General features: G+C 61.7%; 18 protein-coding genes. 9 read left to right on the top strand and 9 right to left on the bottom strand.

The window, feature by feature from the left end:
- Positions 1-25: 25 nt before the first annotated feature.
- Together BM254_RS00420 and speE are read right to left on the bottom strand one after the other, a co-directional pair.
- Positions 26-217 (bottom strand): DUF6316 family protein, encoded by a 192-nt coding sequence (locus tag BM254_RS00420; protein ID WP_091997393.1) that lies wholly within the window; start codon positions 215-217, stop codon positions 26-28.
- Positions 218-321: 104 nt separating this feature from the next.
- Positions 322-1,203, bottom strand: a complete 882-nt coding sequence (speE, locus tag BM254_RS00425) for a polyamine aminopropyltransferase (protein WP_091997395.1) — start codon at positions 1,201-1,203, stop codon at positions 322-324.
- A gap of 201 nt (positions 1,204-1,404) precedes the next feature.
- On the opposite strand from speE, the gene speA reads away from it, so the two are divergent.
- From speA to BM254_RS00440, 3 genes are all read left to right on the top strand, one after another.
- Positions 1,405-3,315 carry a biosynthetic arginine decarboxylase gene (speA, locus tag BM254_RS00430; RefSeq protein ID WP_091997396.1) on the top strand — a complete coding sequence of 637 codons (1,911 nt, stop codon included), beginning with the start codon at positions 1,405-1,407 and terminating at the stop codon, positions 3,313-3,315.
- Positions 3,316-3,493: 178 nt separating this feature from the next.
- Complete coding sequence (locus BM254_RS00435) at positions 3,494-4,093, top strand: sigma-70 family RNA polymerase sigma factor (RefSeq protein WP_091997398.1); 600 nt, start codon at positions 3,494-3,496, stop codon at positions 4,091-4,093.
- Positions 4,090-4,728, top strand: coding sequence for a ChrR family anti-sigma-E factor (locus BM254_RS00440; RefSeq protein ID WP_091997400.1), 639 nt, complete (start codon positions 4,090-4,092; stop codon positions 4,726-4,728). The genes BM254_RS00435 and BM254_RS00440 overlap by 4 nt, the downstream gene beginning before the upstream one ends.
- A gap of 56 nt (positions 4,729-4,784) precedes the next feature.
- Here the strand turns inward: BM254_RS00440 and BM254_RS00445 are convergent, their stop codons facing one another.
- Positions 4,785-5,522, bottom strand: coding sequence for an SDR family oxidoreductase (locus BM254_RS00445; protein WP_091997402.1), 738 nt, complete (start codon positions 5,520-5,522; stop codon positions 4,785-4,787).
- Positions 5,523-5,759: 237 nt separating this feature from the next.
- Here BM254_RS00445 and BM254_RS00450 point away from each other — a divergent pair, with 237 nt between their 5' ends.
- The 3 genes from BM254_RS00450 to BM254_RS00460 all read left to right on the top strand — a co-directional run bounded on the left by BM254_RS00450 (position 5,760) and on the right by BM254_RS00460 (position 10,363).
- Positions 5,760-7,535: an acyl-CoA dehydrogenase C-terminal domain-containing protein gene (locus BM254_RS00450; protein ID WP_091997404.1), complete on the top strand. Its 1,776-nt coding sequence runs from the start codon at positions 5,760-5,762 to the stop codon at positions 7,533-7,535.
- A gap of 138 nt (positions 7,536-7,673) precedes the next feature.
- Positions 7,674-8,465, top strand: coding sequence for a tRNA cyclic N6-threonylcarbamoyladenosine(37) synthase TcdA (gene tcdA, locus BM254_RS00455; RefSeq protein WP_091997406.1), 792 nt, complete (start codon positions 7,674-7,676; stop codon positions 8,463-8,465).
- 20 nt (positions 8,466-8,485) lie between these two features.
- Positions 8,486-10,363, top strand: a complete 1,878-nt coding sequence (locus BM254_RS00460; protein WP_091997408.1) for a cation:proton antiporter — start codon at positions 8,486-8,488, stop codon at positions 10,361-10,363.
- Between the two features lie 12 nt (positions 10,364-10,375).
- Here BM254_RS00460 and BM254_RS00465 read toward each other — a convergent pair whose 3' ends face one another.
- The 4 genes from BM254_RS00465 to BM254_RS00480 all read right to left on the bottom strand — a co-directional run bounded on the left by BM254_RS00465 (position 10,376) and on the right by BM254_RS00480 (position 13,911).
- The gene (locus tag BM254_RS00465; protein ID WP_091997410.1) at positions 10,376-11,359 is read right to left on the bottom strand and encodes an NADP-dependent oxidoreductase; all 984 of its coding nucleotides are present in this window, start codon (positions 11,357-11,359) and stop codon (positions 10,376-10,378) included.
- A gap of 85 nt (positions 11,360-11,444) precedes the next feature.
- Positions 11,445-11,918, bottom strand: a complete 474-nt coding sequence (locus tag BM254_RS00470) for an acyl-CoA thioesterase (RefSeq protein ID WP_091997412.1) — start codon at positions 11,916-11,918, stop codon at positions 11,445-11,447.
- On the bottom strand, positions 11,915-13,003 hold the full coding sequence (locus tag BM254_RS00475) for an SMP-30/gluconolactonase/LRE family protein (RefSeq protein ID WP_091997414.1): 1,089 nt from the start codon (positions 13,001-13,003) through the stop codon (positions 11,915-11,917). Before BM254_RS00475 ends, BM254_RS00470 begins: the two co-directional genes overlap by 4 nt.
- Before the next feature lie 110 nt (positions 13,004-13,113).
- On the bottom strand, positions 13,114-13,911 hold the full coding sequence (locus BM254_RS00480; RefSeq protein ID WP_091997448.1) for an alpha/beta fold hydrolase: 798 nt from the start codon (positions 13,909-13,911) through the stop codon (positions 13,114-13,116).
- 390 nt (positions 13,912-14,301) lie between these two features.
- On the opposite strand from BM254_RS00480, the gene BM254_RS00485 reads away from it, so the two are divergent.
- The 3 genes from BM254_RS00485 to BM254_RS00495 all read left to right on the top strand — a co-directional run bounded on the left by BM254_RS00485 (position 14,302) and on the right by BM254_RS00495 (position 17,566).
- A complete protein-coding gene (locus tag BM254_RS00485) occupies positions 14,302-15,378 on the top strand; it encodes an AraC family transcriptional regulator (RefSeq protein ID WP_091997450.1) in 1,077 nt (358 codons plus the stop codon).
- Complete coding sequence (cls, locus tag BM254_RS00490; protein WP_091999070.1) at positions 15,378-16,808, top strand: cardiolipin synthase; 1,431 nt, start codon at positions 15,378-15,380, stop codon at positions 16,806-16,808. Before BM254_RS00485 ends, cls begins: the two co-directional genes overlap by 1 nt.
- Before the next feature lie 83 nt (positions 16,809-16,891).
- Positions 16,892-17,566, top strand: coding sequence for a GntR family transcriptional regulator (locus tag BM254_RS00495; RefSeq protein ID WP_091997452.1), 675 nt, complete (start codon positions 16,892-16,894; stop codon positions 17,564-17,566).
- 9 nt (positions 17,567-17,575) lie between these two features.
- On the opposite strand, the gene BM254_RS00500 is transcribed toward BM254_RS00495, so the two are convergent.
- Entirely contained in the window at positions 17,576-19,657 is a 2,082-nt protein-coding gene (locus BM254_RS00500; RefSeq protein ID WP_425434471.1) for a patatin-like phospholipase family protein, read from the bottom strand.
- A gap of 140 nt (positions 19,658-19,797) precedes the next feature.
- Complete coding sequence (locus tag BM254_RS00505; protein ID WP_091997456.1) at positions 19,798-20,400, bottom strand: hypothetical protein; 603 nt, start codon at positions 20,398-20,400, stop codon at positions 19,798-19,800.
- Between the last annotated feature and the right edge of the window lie 182 nt (positions 20,401-20,582).

Genomic DNA, 20,582 nt, shown 5'->3' on the forward strand with positions numbered 1-20,582 from the left:
GGTTTTCATCTGACCCCTTCTTCATTCAGACTCCCTGGAAGAGGGCGTCGTCGGCATGGCGCAGATACAGCAGCAACTCCATCTCCGCTTCCTTCATGCTGTCGAATGGCCCCTCCATGGTTCCCTCCCGGGTCTGGAAATACCACTGACCGTTGATCATTTCAAAGCGCTTACTGCGGAACCAGTTACGCTCCTGCTCTCCCTTGCGTACATCCATAACGACTTCCCCTACAACTTCCTCTGGCTGAATCCAACGCTGATGATCGAAAGGCGATCACTGCCTAAAGTCTAGATCAGACTCGGGAAGTGTCTAATTTTGCGTCACGCCTCCCCCGGAATGACCTGATCCTCCAGGGCATCCAGCATGAACTGAGGCATGGCCAGGGCTCCGTGATGAACGCCCGGATTGTAATAACGGGTGACAAACGGGCGATTCGCGGAATCCTCCTCCCTGAAATAACGCAACGGATTGGCCTTGCTGGCCATGGTGCAACTCCACCACCCGGTGGGATAGACCGGCTGGGGGAATGGCAGGGTCTGCACGTGTTCGAAACCGGCCTTGCGCATGTCGTCGTGAATGGACTTGATGATGGTGTCGGTGTGCAACAGCGGTGATTCACTTTGCTGCACGATGATGCCACCCTCCCGCAACGCCAGCATGGCATCCCGGTAGAAATCCAGGGCGAACAGGCCTTCGGCGGGTCCCACCGGATCGGTGCTGTCGATGATGATCAGGTCAACACTGTTGGGCTCGATGTCGCGCATCCACTGGATACCATCACCGAAAAAGAAGTTGGCGCGGGGATCGTCATTGGCCTCACACAGTTCCGGGAAATATTTCTCGGACATGCGGGTCACCCGCTCGTCGATTTCCACCTGCCAGGCTTCTTCCACACCCGGATGCTTCAGCACTTCTTTCAGCGTGCCACAGTCACCACCCCCGACAATGACCACCTTTTTCGGATCCCGGTGGGTGAACAGCGCCGGATGGGTCATCATCTCGTGGTACAGGAAGTTGTCACGGGTGGTCAGCATCACGCAGCCATCCAGCACCATCAGGTTGCCGAAGGTTTCGGTCTCGTAGATCTCGAGCTTCTGGAACGGTGTCTGTTCCTCGTGCAGTTTCTTCTTCACCTGCAGGGAAAAAGCCGTACCCTGATCCTGAAAGACCTCGGTAAACCATCCCTCGTTCAATGCTGTCATCTGTTGCCTCCCGCTGTGCACCATGGGCTATGTTGAAAGGGGCGTATTGTAGGGCCGGGATCCCGGCAGCCAAAGTATTTATGGTCCTCCGGAAGCACGTATTTTCCACATCCGGTTCTTTCAGCCAACGGAGGTTGGCCCTACAATGGCGCCCATATTTCCGGCACCCGACCGGCCCGGTTTCCTGAAAGGATAGCAAGCATGAGCGAAGCCAACGGCACTCCTGCCCACAAGGTCTACAACATTGCCCACTGGAGCGACGGTTACATCGGCGTCAACCCGCAGGGCGAGGTCCTGATCAGGCCGGACCGGGGCCGCACCCCGGCCGCCATCAATCTGCCCGAACTGACCCGCAGCCTCGGCCAGTCGGGAGTGCAGCTACCGGTGCTCATCCGTTTCACCGACATCCTCCATGACCGGGTCAATACGCTCTGCAATGCGTTCAACCGTGTTGCTGCGGACCAGGGCTACCAGGGCCGCTACACTGCGGTCTACCCGATCAAGGTCAATCAGCAGCGCCGGGTGGTGGAAGAACTGCTGGCGGCAGAGCCTGCCGCCTCCGCCGGCCAGATCGGCCTCGAGGCCGGCAGCAAGCCCGAACTGATGGCAGTACTGGCGCTGTCCCGCCAGAACGGATCCGTGATTGTCTGCAACGGCTACAAGGACCGTGAATACATCCGTCTTGCCCTGATTGGCCAGAAGCTGGGGCACCGGGTTTTTATCGTGGTGGAGAAACAGTCCGAGCTGCCCCTGATCCTGGAGCAGGCCCGGGAGCTTGAGGTAACCCCGCTGATCGGCGTGCGGGCCCGCCTCGCCACCATCGGCAAGGGCAACTGGCAGAACACCGGGGGCGAGAAATCGAAATTCGGGCTTTCCGCCAGCCAGGTCCTGGATGTGGTGGAAACCCTTCGGGCCGCCGGCGCGCTGGAGTCCCTGCAACTGCTGCATTTCCACCTGGGTTCCCAGATTGCCAACATCCGGGATATCCAGACCGGCCTGAAGGAATGTGCCCGCTTCTACGCCGAGCTGCACGATCTCGGCGCCCCCATCGGAACCGTGGATATTGGCGGCGGCCTGGGCGTGGATTACGAAGGCACCCGCTCCCGCAGCAGCTGTTCCATGAACTACAGCGTATCCGAGTACGCCTACAACGTGGTCCATGTCCTTCAGGCCGAGTGCGAACGCCAGGGCATTCCGCACCCCGACCTGATCAGTGAGTCCGGGCGGGCCCTGACCGCCCACCACTCGGTGCTGGTCACCAACGTCATTGATCAGGAACAGCCGGACAACCGCACCCCCACCGAACCGGAAGCCGGGGCGCCGGCGCCCCTGCACGACCTGTGGCGCGACCTGACCAGCCTTGAGGACAGCGAATCCCCCCGCTCGCTGGCAGAGATCTACCACGACGTGCTGCACGCCATGGCCGACGTGCACAGCCAGTTTGCCCACGGCCTGCTGTCACTGACCGAAAGGGCCCGGGCGGAAACCCTGTACACCCGGTGCTGCCGGTTACTCAGAAGCCGCCTGGACAGCGCCAACCGCGCCCACAGGGAAATCATTGACGAGCTCAACGAGAAGCTGGCCGACAAGCTGTTCGTGAACTTTTCGCTGTTCCAGTCCCTGCCCGACGTCTGGGGCATCGACCAGATTTTCCCGCTGATGCCGGTCAACGGCCTGAACCGCCCCCTGACCCGGCGGGCGGTCATCCAGGACATTACCTGCGATTCCGACGGCCGTATCGACCAGTACGTTGACGGCCAGGGCATCGAGACCACCCTGCCCCTGCCGGAAGACAATGGCGACGGGCCGCTGCTGATGGGCTTCTTCATGACCGGTGCCTACCAGGAAATTCTGGGCGACATGCACAACCTGTTCGGCGACACCCACTCCGTCGACGTCCGCCTGGATGACCGGGGCGGTTATGTCATCGGCGAACCCATCACGGGCGATACCGTGGCCAAGGTATTGCGCTACGTGAATTTCGAGCCGGAGCAACTGCTGGCCGCCTATCGCCGGAAGTTCTCCGCCAGCGAGCTGCCAGAAAGCCAGCAGAAGGCCCTGCTGGCTGAATTGGCCGCCGGACTGGAAGGTTACACCTACCTGGAGGAATAGCGGTCGCCGCTACCGCCGACCGCTCCCGGCAGAAACGGAAAACTTTTCCGATTTTTTGTGGTCCCACTGATCCGGTGTCTTCATGCCCTCGTAAATCCTGCGACTGACAAACCCGCGACGAGTGCATAGAATGATGACCAGAACAAGCTCAAGCCATGCGACTGTCAAGGAGCGTCCGGTGACAACACTGGATCCGAAACCAGCAAAACCCGAGGGCCGAAAGGACCCCTGGAGTCAATTGCTGGACAAAGTGGGCAAACACCAGGACCGCGAGGCCTACCACGCGCTGTTCGAGCACTTTGGTCCGCAGATCAAGTATTACGCCATGGCCAACGGCCTGGCGAGCCACGCGGAAGAGCTGGTGCAGGAAGTATTTGTCTCGATCTGGCGGCGCTCCTGTCTCTATGACTGGCGCAAGGCGGCGGCCTCCACCTGGATCTTCACCATTGCCCGTAACCAGCGCATCGACATGCTGCGCAAGATGCAGAGATCCAGCGCCGAGATGCTGGTGGAGACCGAAGACCTCTGGCAGATCCCCGGCGACAACGAGGATGAACCGGTTACCTCTCTGCACCGTCTTATGTCCGAGCGGCGAATCCGCGAATCACTGAGTCATCTGCCCGAGGAGCAGGTCACAGTGATTGCCAAGGTTTACATGGAGAACAAGTCCCACCAGATGGTTGCGGACGAGCTGAATATCCCCCTTGGTACGGTGAAAAGCCGGGTTCGCCTGGCCCTGAACAAGTTGAAAGTGATTTTGCAGGATCAGAACGTATGACACGGCACCATCCCGACAGCCTGACCCTCATGGAGTACAGCGCAGGAAACCTGAGCGAGCCCCATGCCCTGTGTATCCGGCTCCACCTGGATAAGTGCCCGCACTGCAGGAGCCGCGTAGACACCCTGGACAGCCTGGGCGCCGTGATGATGGAAGAGCAGCCCAAGGTCAGCGTCTCCGAGAGCATGTTTGACAGCATTCTGTCCCGCATTGACAGTGAGCCCGCCAGCGAACCGGTGCAACCGGCTCCGCCGAGGATGAGCGCACTGCAGAAGCTGCTCGGGGAAAACCTGAACGAGCTGCCCTGGAAGCGACAGCTGGGCGATGTCAGCGTGCTGGACATCAGCGAGAAATTCCCCGGCCAGAGCGAACAGGTGGTGTTGCAGAAACTGGCAGCCGGAGGCAAGGCGCCCGCTCACACCCACCGGGGCAATGAAACGACGATTGTTCTCCAGGGTGCGTTCGCGGACCAGAACGGTGTCTTCAATCAGTGGGACTTTGTCGTGCTCAACGAGCAGGATGAACACAAACCGGTGGCGGTTGGCTGTGAGGACTGCATTACCCTGTCCGTTCTCAGCGCGCCGGTGAAGCTGACCGGCCGGTTTACCCGCCTTCTCAATCCGTTTATCCGTTAGGTTGCTACCCTTATACCTGTACCGCTCTTCCCTTCGGAGCGGTACAGAATCCGACCTCACCAGGGCAACTCGCTACCATCCCAACTGAAGAAACGCCCGTTACTGCTCTCATCCAGTGTTCCGATCACCCTCAACAGGTTGGCTGCAGTTTCCCCGGGCTTGTGCACCTGCAGACTGGCCAGCGACTGCTGGAAGGGTTCACTGAGCCCCGACTCGGTGGTCCCCGGATGCACGGCAACACAGCTCACTGGTCGACATCGCCTTGGCAACTCCACCGACAGGTTCCTGACCAGCATGTTGAGTGCCGCCTTGGAACAACGGTAGGCGTACCACCCACCAAACCGGTTATCTCCGATCGACCCGACCTTGGCGGAAATCGCCGCAATTCGCTTGAACCGGCGATGTCGCAAATGGGGCATGGCCGCGCGCATCACAGTACCAAAGCCGGTGCAGTTGACGGCGAAGGAGCGCGCCATCGCCCCGGCTTCAAGATCCTCGATCCGTTTTTCGGGAAAAATCTGGCTGTCGTGCAGCAAGCCGGCGGCATAGATTACGGTCTCCAGCTCGCCATCCGGACCCAGCATTTCCGCCAGGCTGTTACCCAGCTCTTCCACGCTGGCAGTTTCCGCGTCCCACTGAACGAGTCGCAACTGATTGTCCGGGAACTGCTCCCGCAGAGCCTCCGGGTTCCGGCACAGCCCGAGAACGGTCCGTTCGGCATCCGTATCGAGTAACTGACGGGCCAGGGCGGAGCCTATCGACCCGCTGACACCTGCAATCAAAACCTGCTTCATGGTGCGCTCCAACTGATTGAAAAGACTACCAAAGGGTTTTCATAAAAACCCATTGATCGAACCCAACAGGTCGATACGTTTTTTTTATGAAGTTGCGCCACTTTTTTGCCCGATTCGTGAAGACCAAAGCGTTCAAACAGCCGTATGAATCACCAGTTTGAAGACGAGCACCGGGCTGAGACGCCCGGGCCCATCACATCCAGGCTGACTGACCTGAAAACGACGAGGAGAGCGTCCATGCAATACCAGGCACCTGCGAATGACCTTCGCTTCCTGCTGTTTGACGTCTTGGGAGCAGACAAGCTGCACAAGCTGGAAAAGTACGCCGACGCCACCCCGGATCTGATGTCCGCGGTGATTGACGAAGCCGGCAAGCTGGCGGCGGAAGTCATCCAGCCCACCAACCAGACCGGTGACCGGCAAGGCTGTCAGTACGATCCGCAAACCCGGAGCGTGACGACTCCGGATGGGTTCAAAGAGGCCTACCGCAAATTTGTTGACGGCGGCTGGACCGCCCTCGACGCGCCCCTGGAGTTCGGCGGCCAGGGCCTGCCCCACACACTCAAGTTCGTGGTGGATGAAATGGTGTGCTCCACCAACCTGTCCCTGGGTATGTATCCGGGCCTGACCCACGGCGCTATCAGCGCCCTCTATGCCCACGGTTCCGAGGAACTCAAACAGACCTACCTGGCAAAGCTGATCTCCGGGGAGTGGACCGGCACCATGTGCCTGACCGAACCCCAGTGCGGCACCGATCTGGGTCTGATCCGTACCCGGGCGACGCCCAACAATGACGGCAGCTACAGTCTGGAAGGGACCAAGATCTGGATCACCGGTGGTGAGCACGATCTGGTCGACAACATCGTGCATCTGGTACTGGCCAAACTACCCGGTGCACCGGATACCACCAAGGGCATTTCCCTGTTCGTGGTACCCAAGTTCCTGCCGGAATCCGGCGAGCGCAACCCGGCCTTCTGTGGCGGCCTGGAGCACAAGATGGGCATCAAGGGCTCTGCCACCTGCGTAATGAACTTTGAGGGCGCCAAAGGCTGGCTGGTGGGCGAGCCCAATGACGGTATGCGGGCCATGTTCACCATGATGAACGAGGCCCGCCTGATGGTCGGCATGCAGGGCCTTGGCCTCGCCGAAATGGCCTACCAGGAAAGCCTCGGCTTTGCCCGGGAGCGCCTGCAGAGCCGTTCGCTTAGCGGCCCGAAAAACCCGGACGGCCCGGCCGACCCGATTATGGTGCATCCTGACGTGCGCCGCATGCTGATGCGCCAGAAAGTGCTGAACGAAGGCATGCGGGCCCTCGCCCTGTTCACCGGTCATCAACTCGACCTGTCCGTGGCCCACCCGGATGCGGGCGTTCGTGAGACCGCCGATGATCTGGTGCAGCTGTTGACCCCGGTGGTCAAGGCATTCCTGACCGACGAGGGCTTCAACAACGCCAACACCGGCTTGCAGGTCCTCGGCGGCTCCGGCTTCACCACCGACTGGCCGCTGGAGCAGCTGGTCCGGGACGGCCGGATTGCCCGCATCTACGAGGGCACCAATGGTATACAGGCCATGGATCTGGTGGGCCGCAAGCTGTCACTCAAGGGTGGCCAGCTGGTGCGCACCCTGTTTGGCACGCTGACCGGCTACCTCAAGGACAATCCGGATGCACCCCATCGCGAGGAACTGAAAGGCGCGATCAAGGCATTGGAACAGGCCACTCTATGGCTTGCCAGCAACGCTCCCAAGGATCCCGAGCAGGCCGGTGCGGCCGCGACACCCTACCTGCGTCTGATGGCCCTGACCGTGATCGGTTACCTGTGGTCACGCATGGCCGGTGTTGCCGGCGAACAACTTGCCAGCGGCGAGGGCAACCAGCCATTGCTCGAAGGCAAGCAGATTTCCGCACGCTTCTATTTCCAGAAGCTGCTGCCGGAAATCGACTGGCTGCTCAGGGACATCGAGAGCGGCAAGGACAGTCTGATGGCATTTTCCGATGACCATTGGGCCGCCTGATGACCCGATAGGCCCCTCCTCAAGGCCACGCCTTCGGGCGTGGCTTTTTTGTGAGTGCTTTTCGTCTCCCTCCACTGCCTGGGTTACAATTGCACGCTTTGATTCGCGCCGGCACCGCCGGCTAGTCACGGAGGCTGAATGTCCGCGGACGATTACGCTTTTCGTTTCGGGGGAATCGAGCGGCTCTATGGCCGCCGTGCCCTGGACGCATTCCGGAATGCACACATTGCCATTGTCGGCCTCGGCGGAGTCGGGTCGTGGGCGGCCGAGGCGCTGGCCCGTAGTGGTATCGGCACCCTGACGCTGATCGATATGGACGACATCTGCGTGTCCAACACCAACCGGCAGCTGCATGCGCTGGAGGGACAGTACGGTCGTACCAAGACCGACGCCATGGCCGATCGACTCAGAACCATCAACCCCCATGCCGAGGTACGGGTTCATTTTGGCTTCCTGACCCCGAAGAATGCCGCCGAGCTGATTACCCCCGAGATGACCGGGGTGGTGGATGCCATCGACAGCGTCAAGGCCAAGGCTGCCCTGATCGCCCACTGCCAGCGACGCAAGATCCCTCTGGTCTGTGCCGGCGGCGCCGGAGGCCAGATGGATCCCACGCAGATCCAGGTGGCAGACCTTGCCAAAACCACCCAGGACCCGTTGCTTGCCAAGGTCCGCAATCTGTTGAGGCGGGAATACGGTTTCTCCCGCAACCCCAAGCGGCGATTTGGCATAGAGGCCGTATACTCACTTGAGCAGCTCACGTATCCTGCGGGAGATGGTGAAGTGTGCCTGCAGAAACCGGCCAGCAACGGCCCGGTCCGGCTGGACTGCGCCTCCGGCTTCGGGGCCGCCAGCCCGGTGACCGCCAGTTTCGGATTTATTGCGGCGTCGCGCCTGCTCAACCGTATTGCCAGACGCGCCAACCTGTAATTCAAAGGACCTGAAAACCTATGCCTCTCAGCACTGTCATGCTTCTCGCCAGCATCGGCGTCCTGTCCCTGTTCTGCCAGTGGCTGGCCTGGCGGGTACGAATGCCCGCCATCCTGTTCCTCCTGGCCGGCGGTATCGCCGCGGGACCGCTCTTCGGCTTCCTGGTACCAGAGCAGGTATTCGGGGATCTGCTGTTCCCGGTGATTTCACTGGCGGTGGCCATTATCCTGTTCGAGGGCAGCCTGACCCTCCGCTACGAAGAGATTCGCGGCCACGGCAAGATGGTGCGCAACCTGGTGCCGGTCGGCTCCATCGTCACCTGTCTGATCGGCACCCTGGTCGCACGGTGGGCCCTCGGGGTGTCCTGGGAGGTTGCCCTGCTGTTCGGGGCCATTTCCATTGTTACCGGTCCTACCGTGATTGCTCCCCTGCTGAGATCGGTCCGCCCGAAGTCCAAGCTGGCCAACATCCTGCGCTGGGAAGGCATCATCATCGATCCGGTGGGCGCCCTGCTTGCGGTACTGGTGTTCGAGGGCATCGTCTCCTGGGGTCAGGGGAATGTCTTCAGTCACTCGCTCTATATCTTCGGCAAGACCCTGCTGGTGGGGTTCCTGATCGGGGCGGCGGCCGGTTACCTGAACGGTCTGGTGCTGCGCAAGCACTGGATTCCCCAGTACCTGCACAATGCCGGCACCCTGACCTTCATGCTCGGGGTCTACGCCATTTCCAACGAACTGGCCCACGAATCCGGCCTGCTCACGGTTACCATCATGGGCATCTGGATGGCCAACATGAAGCGGGTGCCGATCGAGAGTATCCTCGAGTTCAAGGAATCCCTCAGTGTCCTGCTGATCTCCGCCCTGTTCATCATCCTGGCGGCCCGGGTCGAGTTCGCCGCCATCGCGGAGCTGGGCTGGGGCCTGGTGGTGGTCCTGGCCGCCCTGATGCTGGTGGCCCGCCCCCTGAGCATCTTCCTGTCGGCCATCGGCACTGATCTCAACCTCCGGGAAAAACTGTTCCTGAGCTGGATCGCACCCCGGGGCATCGTGGCGGCTGCTGTCTCGGCGCTGTTCGCATTCCAGCTCGAGAAGCTCGGCTACGAAAGCGCCGCCACCCTGGTGCCCCTCGTGTTCATGCTGATCATTGCCACGGTTACCCTGCAGAGCCTGACGGCACGCCCTGTGGCACGACTGCTCAAGGTCGCGGAACCGGCCGAGTACGGCTTCCTGATCCTGGGTGCCAACAATGTCGCCCGGATGATTGCCCAGGCCCTGAAGAAGCATGAGGTGCCGGTCACCCTGGCCGACACCAACTGGGAGAACGTGCGCCAGGCCCGGATGGATAACCTTCAGGTCTACTTCGGCAACCCGGTGTCCGAGCACGCCTCGACCCACCTGGACCTGACCGGTATCGGCAAGCTCCTGGTCATCTCTCCCTACAAGCACATGAATTCACTGGCCACGTACCATTTCCTCGACTGGTTCGGGAAGAACTGTGTGTTCAGCCTGGCCGAGGGAGACCAGGACCAGAAGGCCCGCCACCAGACGGCGGAGAAGATCCAGATGACCCGGGGCCTGTTCGACGGTGTCAGCTACGCCAAGCTGGCCAGCCTGGCCAGCCAGGGCTATACGGTGCGCACCACGCAGCTGAGCGAGGAATTCAGCTACGAGGATTTCCTGGAGAAATACCAGCGCCAGGCCCTGGTACTTTTCGTGTTCGACAGCAAAGGATACATCTCGCCGGTCTGCAAGATGGAGGACCTGAAACCGGAGGAAGACTGGGTGCTGATCAGCCTGGTGCCGCCGCAGCCGCAGAAGGAACGCAAGGAGAAAAACAACGGCGGGAAAGCCGCAAAAGCGGCGGCCGAAGAAGCCGGGGACGGGAACGAAAAGGACTGAGGGCTCCGGCCCTCAGCGACAGTCCAGCACCAGCTTGCCCCGGACGTGCCCACCTTCAAGCGCTTCGTGGGCTTCCCGCACCTGATCGAGGGTAAATTGGCCGTCCACGTGCACCCGCACATCGCCGTCCTCGATCAGCTCGGCAATCTCTTCCAGGTGGAAGACATCCGGGCGTACGGTCATGCCGTGGGCCCGCAGCCCCATTTCTTCCGCGATACTGATAATCTCGTCCGCGGTTACCGTCGGGATGGTCACCAGGACACCGTTTTCACCCAGGGTGTGCAGTGAACGCTTGCCAACATCGCCGCCCATCAGGTCCAGCACCATGTCCAGGCCGTAGCACTCGTCGGTGAAATCGGTGGTGTGGTAATCGATCACCTCGTGAACCCCCAGCTCGGCCAGGAAATCGCGGTTTCGTGCCGAGGCCGTGGCAATCACGTGGGCACCCCGCTCCAGGGCAAACTGCACCGCGAAATGGCCGACACCACCGGCACCGGCGTGGATCAGGATCTTCTGTCCGGATTCCAGCTTGCCCATTTCGAACAGCCCCTGCCAGGCGGTCAGTGCCGCCAGGGGGACACCTCCGGCCGTCACCAGGTCCAGTTCCTCGGGCACGATCGCCAGCTCATCCGCTGCGGCCAGGGCATACTCGGCGTAGCCCCCGCCGGCGGCCGGGAACCCCACCATGCCCATCACCCGGTCACCCGGCGCCAGGGTGGTCACTCCGTCGCCGACAGCTACCACCTCGCCGGCCACATCATAGCCGGGCGTCCAGGGCAGCGAGTTCTCGATCTGGCGCGCCGCAAAGCCCAGCCCCTTTCGGGTCTTCCAGTCAATGGGATTCAGGCCGGCGCCATGAACCCGCACCAGCACCTGGCCATTCTCAGGCTGTGGCACCGGGCTCTCGACCACCTGCAGGACATCCCGTTCACCAAAACGGTCATAGACCACGTGGCGCATGGAAGTGTCGATGTTATTTTCGTTGGTGGATTCCATGGGTCTCTCCAGACTTCGGTGGTAATGATCGGTGCTAACTGAGGCAGACGCTTTCAGACTAGCAGAAAACGCGCTCCGGGGAAGCTCAGTCCGGGGCCAGGCCCTTGCCGCCGCTGACCGAGGCCGCCGACAGGATCTCGGCAAACTCCTTCGGTGCCCGGGACGGTCGCTGGGTTTTCATGTTGACGCAGGCATGGGTGGAAACCGCCCGCACCAGGGTTTTGCCATCCGCCGGGCGCACCAACTGGAACTGGCGGGAGGAGCGGAAGCGCCCGTCAAACCCGGTCAGCCAGGTACCCAGAATGAGCCGGTCCCCGGCGTTGGCGGAGGCCAGGTAATCAATCTCGGTACGGGTGATGGCCATGGCCTTGCCGGTGGCCTCATGCAGCTCCCAGGTCATGCCCAGGCTCTCGATGTGAGCCCAGCTGACGTCTTCCAGCCAGCGGACGTAAACCACGTTGTTGGCGTGCCCGAGGCGATCGGTGTCCTCCTCGCGCACGGTGATTTCGAGGGTGAAGGGATCCGGCAGATCCCAGTCAATGTTCTGTTCGGCGGTCATTCGTCAGTGTCTCCGAGCCCCGGAATGGCGTGCAACGGTAGCCGCCCGATACGGTCGTTGTGAAGTGAACCAAAGTATAGAACCCCGTCGTGGGGATTCACCGAGGTGATTTCCTGCAAGTGAGTGCCGCGGGTATCGTGCAGACTGGTAACGGGATTGCCGTCCCGGTCGAAGGCCACCACCAGGCCATATTCCTGGGGCGCCGGTTTCAGGCTGTCCGGCAGCTTGGCAACCAGGTCCTTGAGCCACGGCGACCGGTGCAGGGCGTCGACCTGGGAGTTGCGCAGTGTGGGGAACGCCACCCAGTAACGGCCTTCCTCATCCACCGCCAGGTTATCCGGGAATCCAGGCAGGTTGTCGGCAAAGACTTCGGCCCGGCCGGCACGGGGGCCTTGCAGCCAGTAGCGCAGGATCCGGTATTTCCAGGTCTCGTTGACCAGAACAAAGTCTCCGTCCGGCGAAACGGCGACGCCGTTGGCGAAGTGCAGGTTACCCAGCATGACCTCGGCCCGACCGGTGCGGGGTGAATAACGCAGAAGGCGACCGTGGGGGCGCATCTCCAGGAGGTCGAGCCGGTAGTCAGGCTGATGGAAGCGTGAGCTGGCATCGGTGAAATAGATGGAGCCGTCCGGACCGATGTCCACATCGTCGGTAAACCGGAACGGCGTGCCCCCGGCTTCCCGGGCCAGCACGGTCACGGTCTTGTCCGGGGCAATGGACAGCAACCCTTTCCAGGCGTCTGCAACGATCAGGTTGCCCTCGCGGTCAAACACCATCCCCAGGGGCCGCCCGCCGGTTTCCAGCCACTTTTCAACGCGACCGTCCGGAAAGACCCGGACGATGAACCCGTCCTGGGTACCGCTGTAGAGGATGCCTTCCGGCCCGACCGTGGTGTCTTCCGGGCCGTAGACCTGACCCCGGGCCAGCAGGTCCGCCAGCCGAAGGCGTTCGTTGGGTGCCAGGATCCCGGTCAATGGTGGCGGCGAGGGTGGCTCCCAGGCCTTGCTGTCAATGGGCGACGGCGTCAGCAGAAAACTGCCGAGCAAAAGAAACACCACCAGCAACCCGATCAACAACCACTTCATAGAGTGCGTCCGCCCGTTGTTATTTTCCGATTTCCCCGCCAGGACAATGGCCTAACCATAGCAGACGGGGGCCTGACCATGAAAACGGCCCGCGTCACAGAGCTCCGGAATCAGTTTTCGCTCTCGAGGAAGCGGCGGCATAGGGCGGCAAAGGTATCGGCTTTCTCGGCGTGCAGCCAGTGGCCGGTGTCCTGGATGATACGCAGCTCGGCCGACGGAAACAGCTGCATGATCTGGTCACGGTGCTTTTCCTGGATGTAGGCAGATTCCGCGCCCTTGAGGAACAGGACCGGACCATTGAAGGGACCGTCCCCCTCCGGCGCTTTGGCCAGGTTTTCATAACAGGCATCGATTACCGGCAGGTTCAGCCGCCACCGGAACATGGGGCCGTCGGCAGTCTGCTCCTCGCTGGGCACCCGCTCCAGGTTCTTCAGCAGGAACTGCCGGACGCCGGGGGTCTCGACGAACTCCGCCAACAACTTGTCGGCGTCCTGACGGGAGCGCACGGCGGACAGGTCGAGACTGCTCAGCCCCTCGAGAATGGCGTCATGACGGGGTTTGTAGCTGACCGGTGCGATATCGGCCACGATCACTTTATCCACCCGTTCCGGTGCCATCAGGGCCACCTGCATGGCCACCTTGCCTCCCATGGAATGGCCCAGGATCGAGGCTTTATCCAGCCCCTGGGCATCCATGTAGGCCAGAACATCTTCGGCCATGGAGGGGTAGTCCATGGTATCGGTATGCGGGGAGCTGCCGTGGTTGCGTTCGTCCAGGGCGTGGATCTGCCATTCATCCTGCAGCCGGCGCGCGATCCCCCCGAGGTTTTCCAGTGACCCGAACAGGCCATGCAACAGGATCAGGGGTTTGCCTTCGCCGGTAATTCGATGATTCAGCTCGACACTCATGGACAGACAGCCTCCGCATTGGACAGGATTGTTCTCGGAGCGGATACATTACCATTGCCAGCCCTGCGAGCAAGGCAGGCGAATGTCGGGACGAAAAAAAGCCGGGGGTTACCCGGCTTAAGGTCATAGGCTGAACGCCTGTCTGATCAGCAGTAGAAGATGCTGTCCAGATATTCCGCGAGAGCAATCACGTTCTTGCGTTCCTGCTCGCTATGGGGCACAAAGATTTCCTGTTCCATACAACACCTCCATCAAGTATGCATTCATTACTCCAACCTGATGGGATGATGCTATCGTTGTATGGCACAGAGGCCGTTGACAAGTTGTCCCATACGCTTGACATTTTGTACCAGTGTCCATGACAGCCTGTTAACTTTCAGAAGGAATGTTGTGAGTTCCTCGCACCCGGATACCCCTACAGCCCAGACTCCCGGCGTTGCCGCCTCCAGCACGCTGGCGCTGGTGCATTACCTGGAGCGCCAGGGTGTACTGGACCGGAGCCGGATCGCCCGTATCACCGGGCTGGGCACCGGCGAACTCGAAGATCCCGACCGCAGGGTGCCTGCCGAGGCACACTACGAGCTTTGGGAGTATGCCGAACAGATCACCGGGGACCCCGGTGTCGGGCTCCATGCCGGCAAGCTGGTCGACCCGGAACGCATGGGCCTGGTGGGACACGTGTTTTTCAACTGCGACACTCTGGGCGAGGCGGTAACCCAGTATGTCCGCCTGCATCGGCTGATCAACGAATCGGTCATCCTCACCTTCGAGCAGAGCGGCGACACCGCTATCCTGACCTGGCAACCGGATACCCCGGAAAACTACTGCCGCCAGGACATGGACCGGACCCTGGCCGCTGCCATGAGCCGGACCCGGCACTTCATCCACCCCGGCTTCCAGGCCGAATGGGCCGAGATTGCCCATGAAAAGCCGTCCTACGCCAACGAATACGAACTCCTGCTGGGCGGCCCGTTGAGTTTCGGCCACGGCATCACCCGTGTTGCCTTTGACAGCCGGCATCTGAGCCACCCGATACCTCACCGCAACCCCTACGTGTATTCGGCGGTTCTTCGCCAGGTCAACTTCCTGCTCGCCCGGCTGCAGACCCGCAGCTCGTTCAGCCGCAAGATACGCCGGCTGATTTCCAGGCAGATGGCGACCGACCGGATCGATGCTGATACCCTGGCCCGCCAATGTCACATGAGTCGCCAGACCCTCTACCGCAAACTCAAGAAGGAAGGGCTGAGCTTCCACGAACTGGTGGAGGAGGTGCGCAAGGACAAGGCCCTGCGTTATGTCGCCGCCGACCATTATGCGTTGGGTGAGATCGCGTTCCTGCTGGGCTTTTCCGAACTCAGCGCCTTCAGCCGGGCATTCAAGCGCTGGACCGGCCAGGCGCCGGCCCAGTACCGGGCCGAACACCTGGGTGCTGGTGCCGGTACCACGGACTCCGGGAGTACCGCATGATGGAGGGCTTCCCGCTGATTGCCATCGCTGTCGGCCTGCTGTACCTGGCGGCACTGGCCTGTATCTACAGGATCCTGCTGACGTACCGCACATCCCAGGGCGCCATCGCCTGGATCATTGGCCTGTTGGGTCTACCGTACCTGACTGTCCCCCTGTTCCTGCTGATCGGCCGGAACCGCTTCGGTGGCTACGTCAAGGCCCGGCGGATGGGCGACGAATCCCTGACCGCCCTGCTCAACCGGTTTGAACAGCAAACCACGTCCATTCCGGCCCCCGGCAACGACCGTTTCCAGGACGAATTGCAGGTGTTGTGCAAACTCGGCCGCCAGCCCTTCACCGATGGCAACCAGTGCACCCTGCTGCGCGACGGCGAAGCCACCTTCGAAGCCCTGTTCGAAGCCATGGAGGATGCCTGCCGCTACATCCTGCTCGAATTCTATATCGTTCGCTCGGACCGGGTCGGCCAGCGCATCAAATCGATCCTTGAACGGAAGCTGGCACAGGGCGTGGAGGTGTGGTTCCTTTACGATGACATTGGCAGCGCCTTCCTGCCCCGCCGCTATCTGCGGGAACTGTCCCGCGCCGGAGCCCGCGTCGCCTCGTTCGGCGATGGCAACATCCGCCGCCGGCGGTTCCAGATCAACTTTCGCAACCACCGCAAGCTGCTGGTGTGCGATGGCAAGGTCGGCTTTGTCGGGGGCATCAACCTTGGCGATGAATACCTGGGCACCGCCATGGACCAGGACCCCCTGAGGGACACCCACTGCCGGATCGAGGGCCCGGCGGTGAGCGGCCTCCAGCTGGCCTGGCTGGAAGACTGGAACTGGGCCAGTGACGAGTTGCCCAACCTGGACTGGAGCGCCGGCGAGCACACCCCGGGCGACCAGGAAGTGCTGATCCTGCCCACCGGACCGGCCGATAGCTGGGAAACCTGCACCCTGTTTTTCCTGAACTGCATCAACAATGCCCGGTCCCGGATCTGGATCGCCTCGCCCTACTTCGTCCCGGATTTCCAGATCATGAATGCCCTGCAGCTTGCCGCCCTCCGGGGGGTCGATGTCCGCATCCTGATCCCGGAAACCCCCGACAATCACCTGATCAAGCTCGCCGCCTATTCCTACCTGGTACAGGCCAGCCAGGCCGGCATCGGCATCTATCGCTATCAGCCGGGTTTCATGCACCAGAAGGTGGTCCTCGTGGATGACCGCTATGCCGCCGTGGGTACCGCCAACCTGGATAACCGCTCCATGCGCCTGAACTTCGAGATCACCGCCATCAACACCGACCGGCAGTTCGTGTCCGGTGTCGAACAGATGCTGGAGGAGGACCTGAAAAGTTGCCGCCTGATGACCGAGCGCGACTACCGGGACCGCTCGATCCTGTTCCGGCTGACGTGCCGGGCCATCCGCCTGAGCGCCCCCTTGCTGTGACGCCGACCACAGACTGGCTCGGGGCCACCGGAATGTGCGAATATGCGGGCAATTCCAATTCCACGCAGTAGCCATAATCCGACATGAACGCTTTCAAGCCCCGTGAGACTCTGACCGAACAGGTCGCCCGCCACATTGAAAACCTGATCGTTTTTGGTCAGCTCCGCTCCGGCGAGCGCATTTACGAAGGCTCCATGGCCAAGGAAATGAATGTCAGCCACGGATCGATACGGGAAGGATTACTCCTGCTGGAAAAGCGGCACCTGGTACGCAACGTCCCGCGCAAGGGCGCGTTCGTCACGACCCTGGACGACTATTTTGTGCGCAGCCTGTACGAGACTCTGGAACTCTATCTCACCCACACCGGAAGGAAGCTGGTGCGTCAGTGGCAGCCGTCGGATATGGAGCGGCTTGAATCCCTGCATCGGCAGATGAAGACCTGTTACCAGAACAACGACCTGATGAAGTTTCTCGAGCTGGGCATCGAATACACCAAGGCGTCCCTGGTCTACGCCGACAACTACTTCATCGTGAACGCCATTGATGACCTCTGGCCCTCGGCCCGGCGTTGCGCCTTCGTTGCCTTCCAGTATGGCGGCAGCCAGGTTCTGGAGGACAATCTCGCCAACATGGAAGAGTCCATCAGCGCGATCCGGGACCGCGACGAGGAACGCCTTGCCGGCATCCTGCACCGTTTCGCCCTGCAACAGTGCCAGCAGGTACTGGACGCCATTGCCGGCAATGAACAGCGAAGCTGACCAGCTACCTCAATAGAACAGCTGGGTGAAGGAGAACCCTATGTTGAGGTAGGCGCTCCAGTTGTCCTGGTTGTTGTAGGCACCCGCCAGCTGAACCGGCCCGAGGAAGGTATCCACCCCCGCAAACAGGCTCCAGGACCGGACCGAACCGTCCCAGCTGGCATCACTCAGGGAATCCCAGGCGTTGCCCGCCTCGAACCCGACACCGGCGAACCAGGGCATCAGCGGCCCACCAAAACTCTGGCTGGCGTAGGCGGAAGCCATGGCGGCGCTCTCACCAGTGATCTGGCCCGGGGCAAACGCTGACAGGCGCCGGAAGCCACCCAACCGGACATGGTTCTCAACCCCGGCCTCGCCCCGGGTCACATCCTCTGCAAACAACAGGCCCGTCAGGGTCAGGCCCTGCCAGCTTCCGGTGCCCAGGAGCAGCGTGGTCACCGAGTCGAAATGCCGGTCCGACCCCAGATCTTCCCGTTCAAACCGTGCTTTGACGCCGGCAAAAGCCCCGGCGGTCGGGAAAAACGAATCGTTCAGGGAATCATGGACCAGTCGCAGTGTGAGGTTGCCCTGGTGGATAGCGTCATCCGGGGCGACCGGCTCCCCCACTTCCTCGTCCACCGTGGCATAGCCGCGGGTGTAGGTCAGTCGCGCCTCGGCATCACCGCCCAGCTCCATCCCCAGGGCCAGATCCGCGGATCTAAACGTCACGTCCACCTCGGCGATCTGCCGTCCGGCCTCGTCGTAGACGCCGAAATTGTCCCGGGAATATTCGCCACCCAGCGCCAGGAACCGGTCATAGCCATAGTCCAGGGGCTGATACCACTGGGTCCGGACCCAGGGCTCGGTCCCCAGTTGCAGGCCGGTATGCCATTCGCCCCCGAGCCGGTTGAGTTCGGTCATGCGCAGTGCGGAGGCGATATTGAAACGGGTTTCGCCGTCGAAATTGTCCTCGTAACCAAGGCCAAAGGACAGGTAATTGGGCCCCCAGGTCTTTTCCCGGGGCTGGATAACCAGCACCGTGCCATCCGGAGAAGGAGACAGTGAGTAGGAAACGGTTTCGTAATAGCCGAGACCGTAGATGCGCTTGAGATCCTCCTCCAGGGCCGGGACATCGAGGGGTTCACCAACGCGCTGGCGAATCCTTTCCCGCAGGAAATCCCTGGCCAGCCGTCGACTGCTCTCGATCTCGATGCGGGCAATCGGGCCGGCACTGAACGCCCTCGTGGCCATCCGCGCCTTGTAGCCGGTCCAGTCGGTGCGTGAAACCTGTAATGGTCTGAGCTCACTGGCATGGTTGCGAGCCGCGGTCGCGCCCAGTTCGAACAGCAGCGGCGCCTGGTAGAAGTCCGCCGAGGTGTGCCCTCGCAGATCCGGCCGGATCAGGATGTCCCGCTCATCAAGCAGATCCAGTTGCTGTTCCGTGTTGCGGCGGGTCAGGAGGGTGGTGAGCTGACCCACCACGGAAAAGGCCTCCCGCAGGTCATCGGTGTCCATGAGTGGATCGGTGATATCCACGGCGATGATCACGTCTGCCCCCATGTCCCTTGCAACACTCACCGGCAGGTTGTTGGCGACGCCCCCATCCACCAACAGGCGGCCGTCCAGCTCCACCGGGGCATAGACTCCTGGTATGCTCATGCTCGCCCGGACCGCCTCGGCGAGGTTGCCGCGGCCGATGACCACCTGCTCCCCCGTGGCCAGGTCGGTCGCCACCGCCCGGAACGGAATCGCCAGCCGGTCAAAGTCCTCCACCAGAGCGGCATTCCGGGTCAGTTCGTTGAGAATAAACCCCAGGTTCTGGCCGGCGACAATTCCGCCCCCGACGTGCAGGCCGTCGGCACGGACACCGAGACCGGGCAGCACCGGAAACCGCCAGTCATCCTGCTTGCGCCGGATCGGTTTGTAGACCCGGCCGGGGTCATCCCGGAAACTGGATAGCCAGTCCAATTCGATGAACTGTTCCTCAATCCGGGCAACCGGCATGCCGGAGGCATAAAGGGCACCGACGGCCGAACCGGCGCTGGTGCCAACCACCACATCCACCGGAATGTTCATCTCCTCCAGCACCCGGAGTACCCCGACATGGGCCATACCTTTGGCCCCGCCACCGCTGAGCACCAGACCCACCCGGGCACGCTCGCGCTCTTGTGCCAGCAGGGATGCCGGCGCCAGCAGGCACAGAAGCAGGATAAGCAGTGTTTTCAACGGTCGGGTCCTGTCGCCGGATACACTCAACGCTTGTCCTTGTCGTCCTCGTCGACGAGGGACAGGTGCGAGACATCCGGGACCATGGGCGGCGGCAGCTCCCGCTCCACCCCGAGGTCCGAACCCGCAGGAGCCAGGGTCCAGTCATCCAGGTGCTCGAACATGGGTGCCTCGGCCTCCTGATGTTCAGCCAGGGTCACCCCGACGGGATCCAGGTTCAGGCCGCTGCCAGCGAGGATGTCATCCACCTTTTCTCCGGCCACCGGCAACCGGTCCCCCGGTTCCACCTCCGGAGTTGCGCCACCTCTGGCCGGCGCGGGGGCGCTGGCGCTCGGTTTGGGTACCGGTTCGCCGCGCTCCGGAGCCTCGGCCCCGGGACGGGATGGCTCTGGCGCAGGCCGGGCACCGGGCATGGGCTGCACATAGGCCACCATGCCGTGCTTTTTCAGCACCGCCCGGTACTTCTCGGCCTGGGCCTCCTCGAGTTTGTTGCGTATCACCACCGGCTGACCGCTGAACATCCGTTCGACCTGTTCGACAGAGGCCTTGAACAGGGCCCGGGCGTTATTTCTTGCCGTCTGCTCATCGGTTCCTGCAACACACTCGCCTTTGAATACCAGCTGAAACATGGCTCTCTCCCTACCGTTTTCGCTCTTGAAAGAATAGTTGATCCGCTCGCCCCGGGCAGCCCGGACTGACTGTATCCGGACTGCAAACAATTGAAAAACTTTTGCCGCCGCCAGCGTAAATAGAGACACACTCTGCAATAATGGCCTGTAACGAGATGTTACACTTTGTTACACTACCCAAA

Origin of the sequence: Marinobacter pelagius, from assembly GCF_900114925.1 — a bacterium.
Taxonomy (GTDB): domain Bacteria; phylum Pseudomonadota; class Gammaproteobacteria; order Pseudomonadales; family Oleiphilaceae; genus Marinobacter; species Marinobacter pelagius.

What these genes read in the sequence shown, in the direction of transcription:
- BM254_RS00495 (WP_091997452.1), top strand. Translation starts at nt 16,892, where the DNA reads ATGAACGCTTTCAAGCCCCGTGAGACTCTGACCGAACAGGTCGCCCGC.
- BM254_RS00470 (WP_091997412.1), bottom strand. Translation starts at nt 11,918, where the DNA reads ATGACCGCCGAACAGAACATTGACTGGGATCTGCCGGATCCCTTCACC.
- BM254_RS00450 (WP_091997404.1), top strand. Translation starts at nt 5,760, where the DNA reads ATGCAATACCAGGCACCTGCGAATGACCTTCGCTTCCTGCTGTTTGAC.
- BM254_RS00505 (WP_091997456.1), bottom strand. Translation starts at nt 20,400, where the DNA reads ATGTTTCAGCTGGTATTCAAAGGCGAGTGTGTTGCAGGAACCGATGAG.
- speA (WP_091997396.1), top strand. Translation starts at nt 1,405, where the DNA reads ATGAGCGAAGCCAACGGCACTCCTGCCCACAAGGTCTACAACATTGCC.
- BM254_RS00440 (WP_091997400.1), top strand. Translation starts at nt 4,090, where the DNA reads ATGACACGGCACCATCCCGACAGCCTGACCCTCATGGAGTACAGCGCA.
- cls (WP_091999070.1), top strand. Translation starts at nt 15,378, where the DNA reads ATGGAGGGCTTCCCGCTGATTGCCATCGCTGTCGGCCTGCTGTACCTG.
- BM254_RS00480 (WP_091997448.1), bottom strand. Translation starts at nt 13,911, where the DNA reads ATGAGTGTCGAGCTGAATCATCGAATTACCGGCGAAGGCAAACCCCTG.
- BM254_RS00475 (WP_091997414.1), bottom strand. Translation starts at nt 13,003, where the DNA reads ATGAAGTGGTTGTTGATCGGGTTGCTGGTGGTGTTTCTTTTGCTCGGC.
- BM254_RS00445 (WP_091997402.1), bottom strand. Translation starts at nt 5,522, where the DNA reads ATGAAGCAGGTTTTGATTGCAGGTGTCAGCGGGTCGATAGGCTCCGCC.
- tcdA (WP_091997406.1), top strand. Translation starts at nt 7,674, where the DNA reads ATGTCCGCGGACGATTACGCTTTTCGTTTCGGGGGAATCGAGCGGCTC.
- BM254_RS00460 (WP_091997408.1), top strand. Translation starts at nt 8,486, where the DNA reads ATGCCTCTCAGCACTGTCATGCTTCTCGCCAGCATCGGCGTCCTGTCC.
- BM254_RS00500 (WP_425434471.1), bottom strand. Translation starts at nt 19,657, where the DNA reads ATGGCCCATGTCGGGGTACTCCGGGTGCTGGAGGAGATGAACATTCCG.
- BM254_RS00420 (WP_091997393.1), bottom strand. Translation starts at nt 217, where the DNA reads ATGGATGTACGCAAGGGAGAGCAGGAGCGTAACTGGTTCCGCAGTAAG.
- speE (WP_091997395.1), bottom strand. Translation starts at nt 1,203, where the DNA reads ATGACAGCATTGAACGAGGGATGGTTTACCGAGGTCTTTCAGGATCAG.
- BM254_RS00465 (WP_091997410.1), bottom strand. Translation starts at nt 11,359, where the DNA reads ATGGAATCCACCAACGAAAATAACATCGACACTTCCATGCGCCACGTG.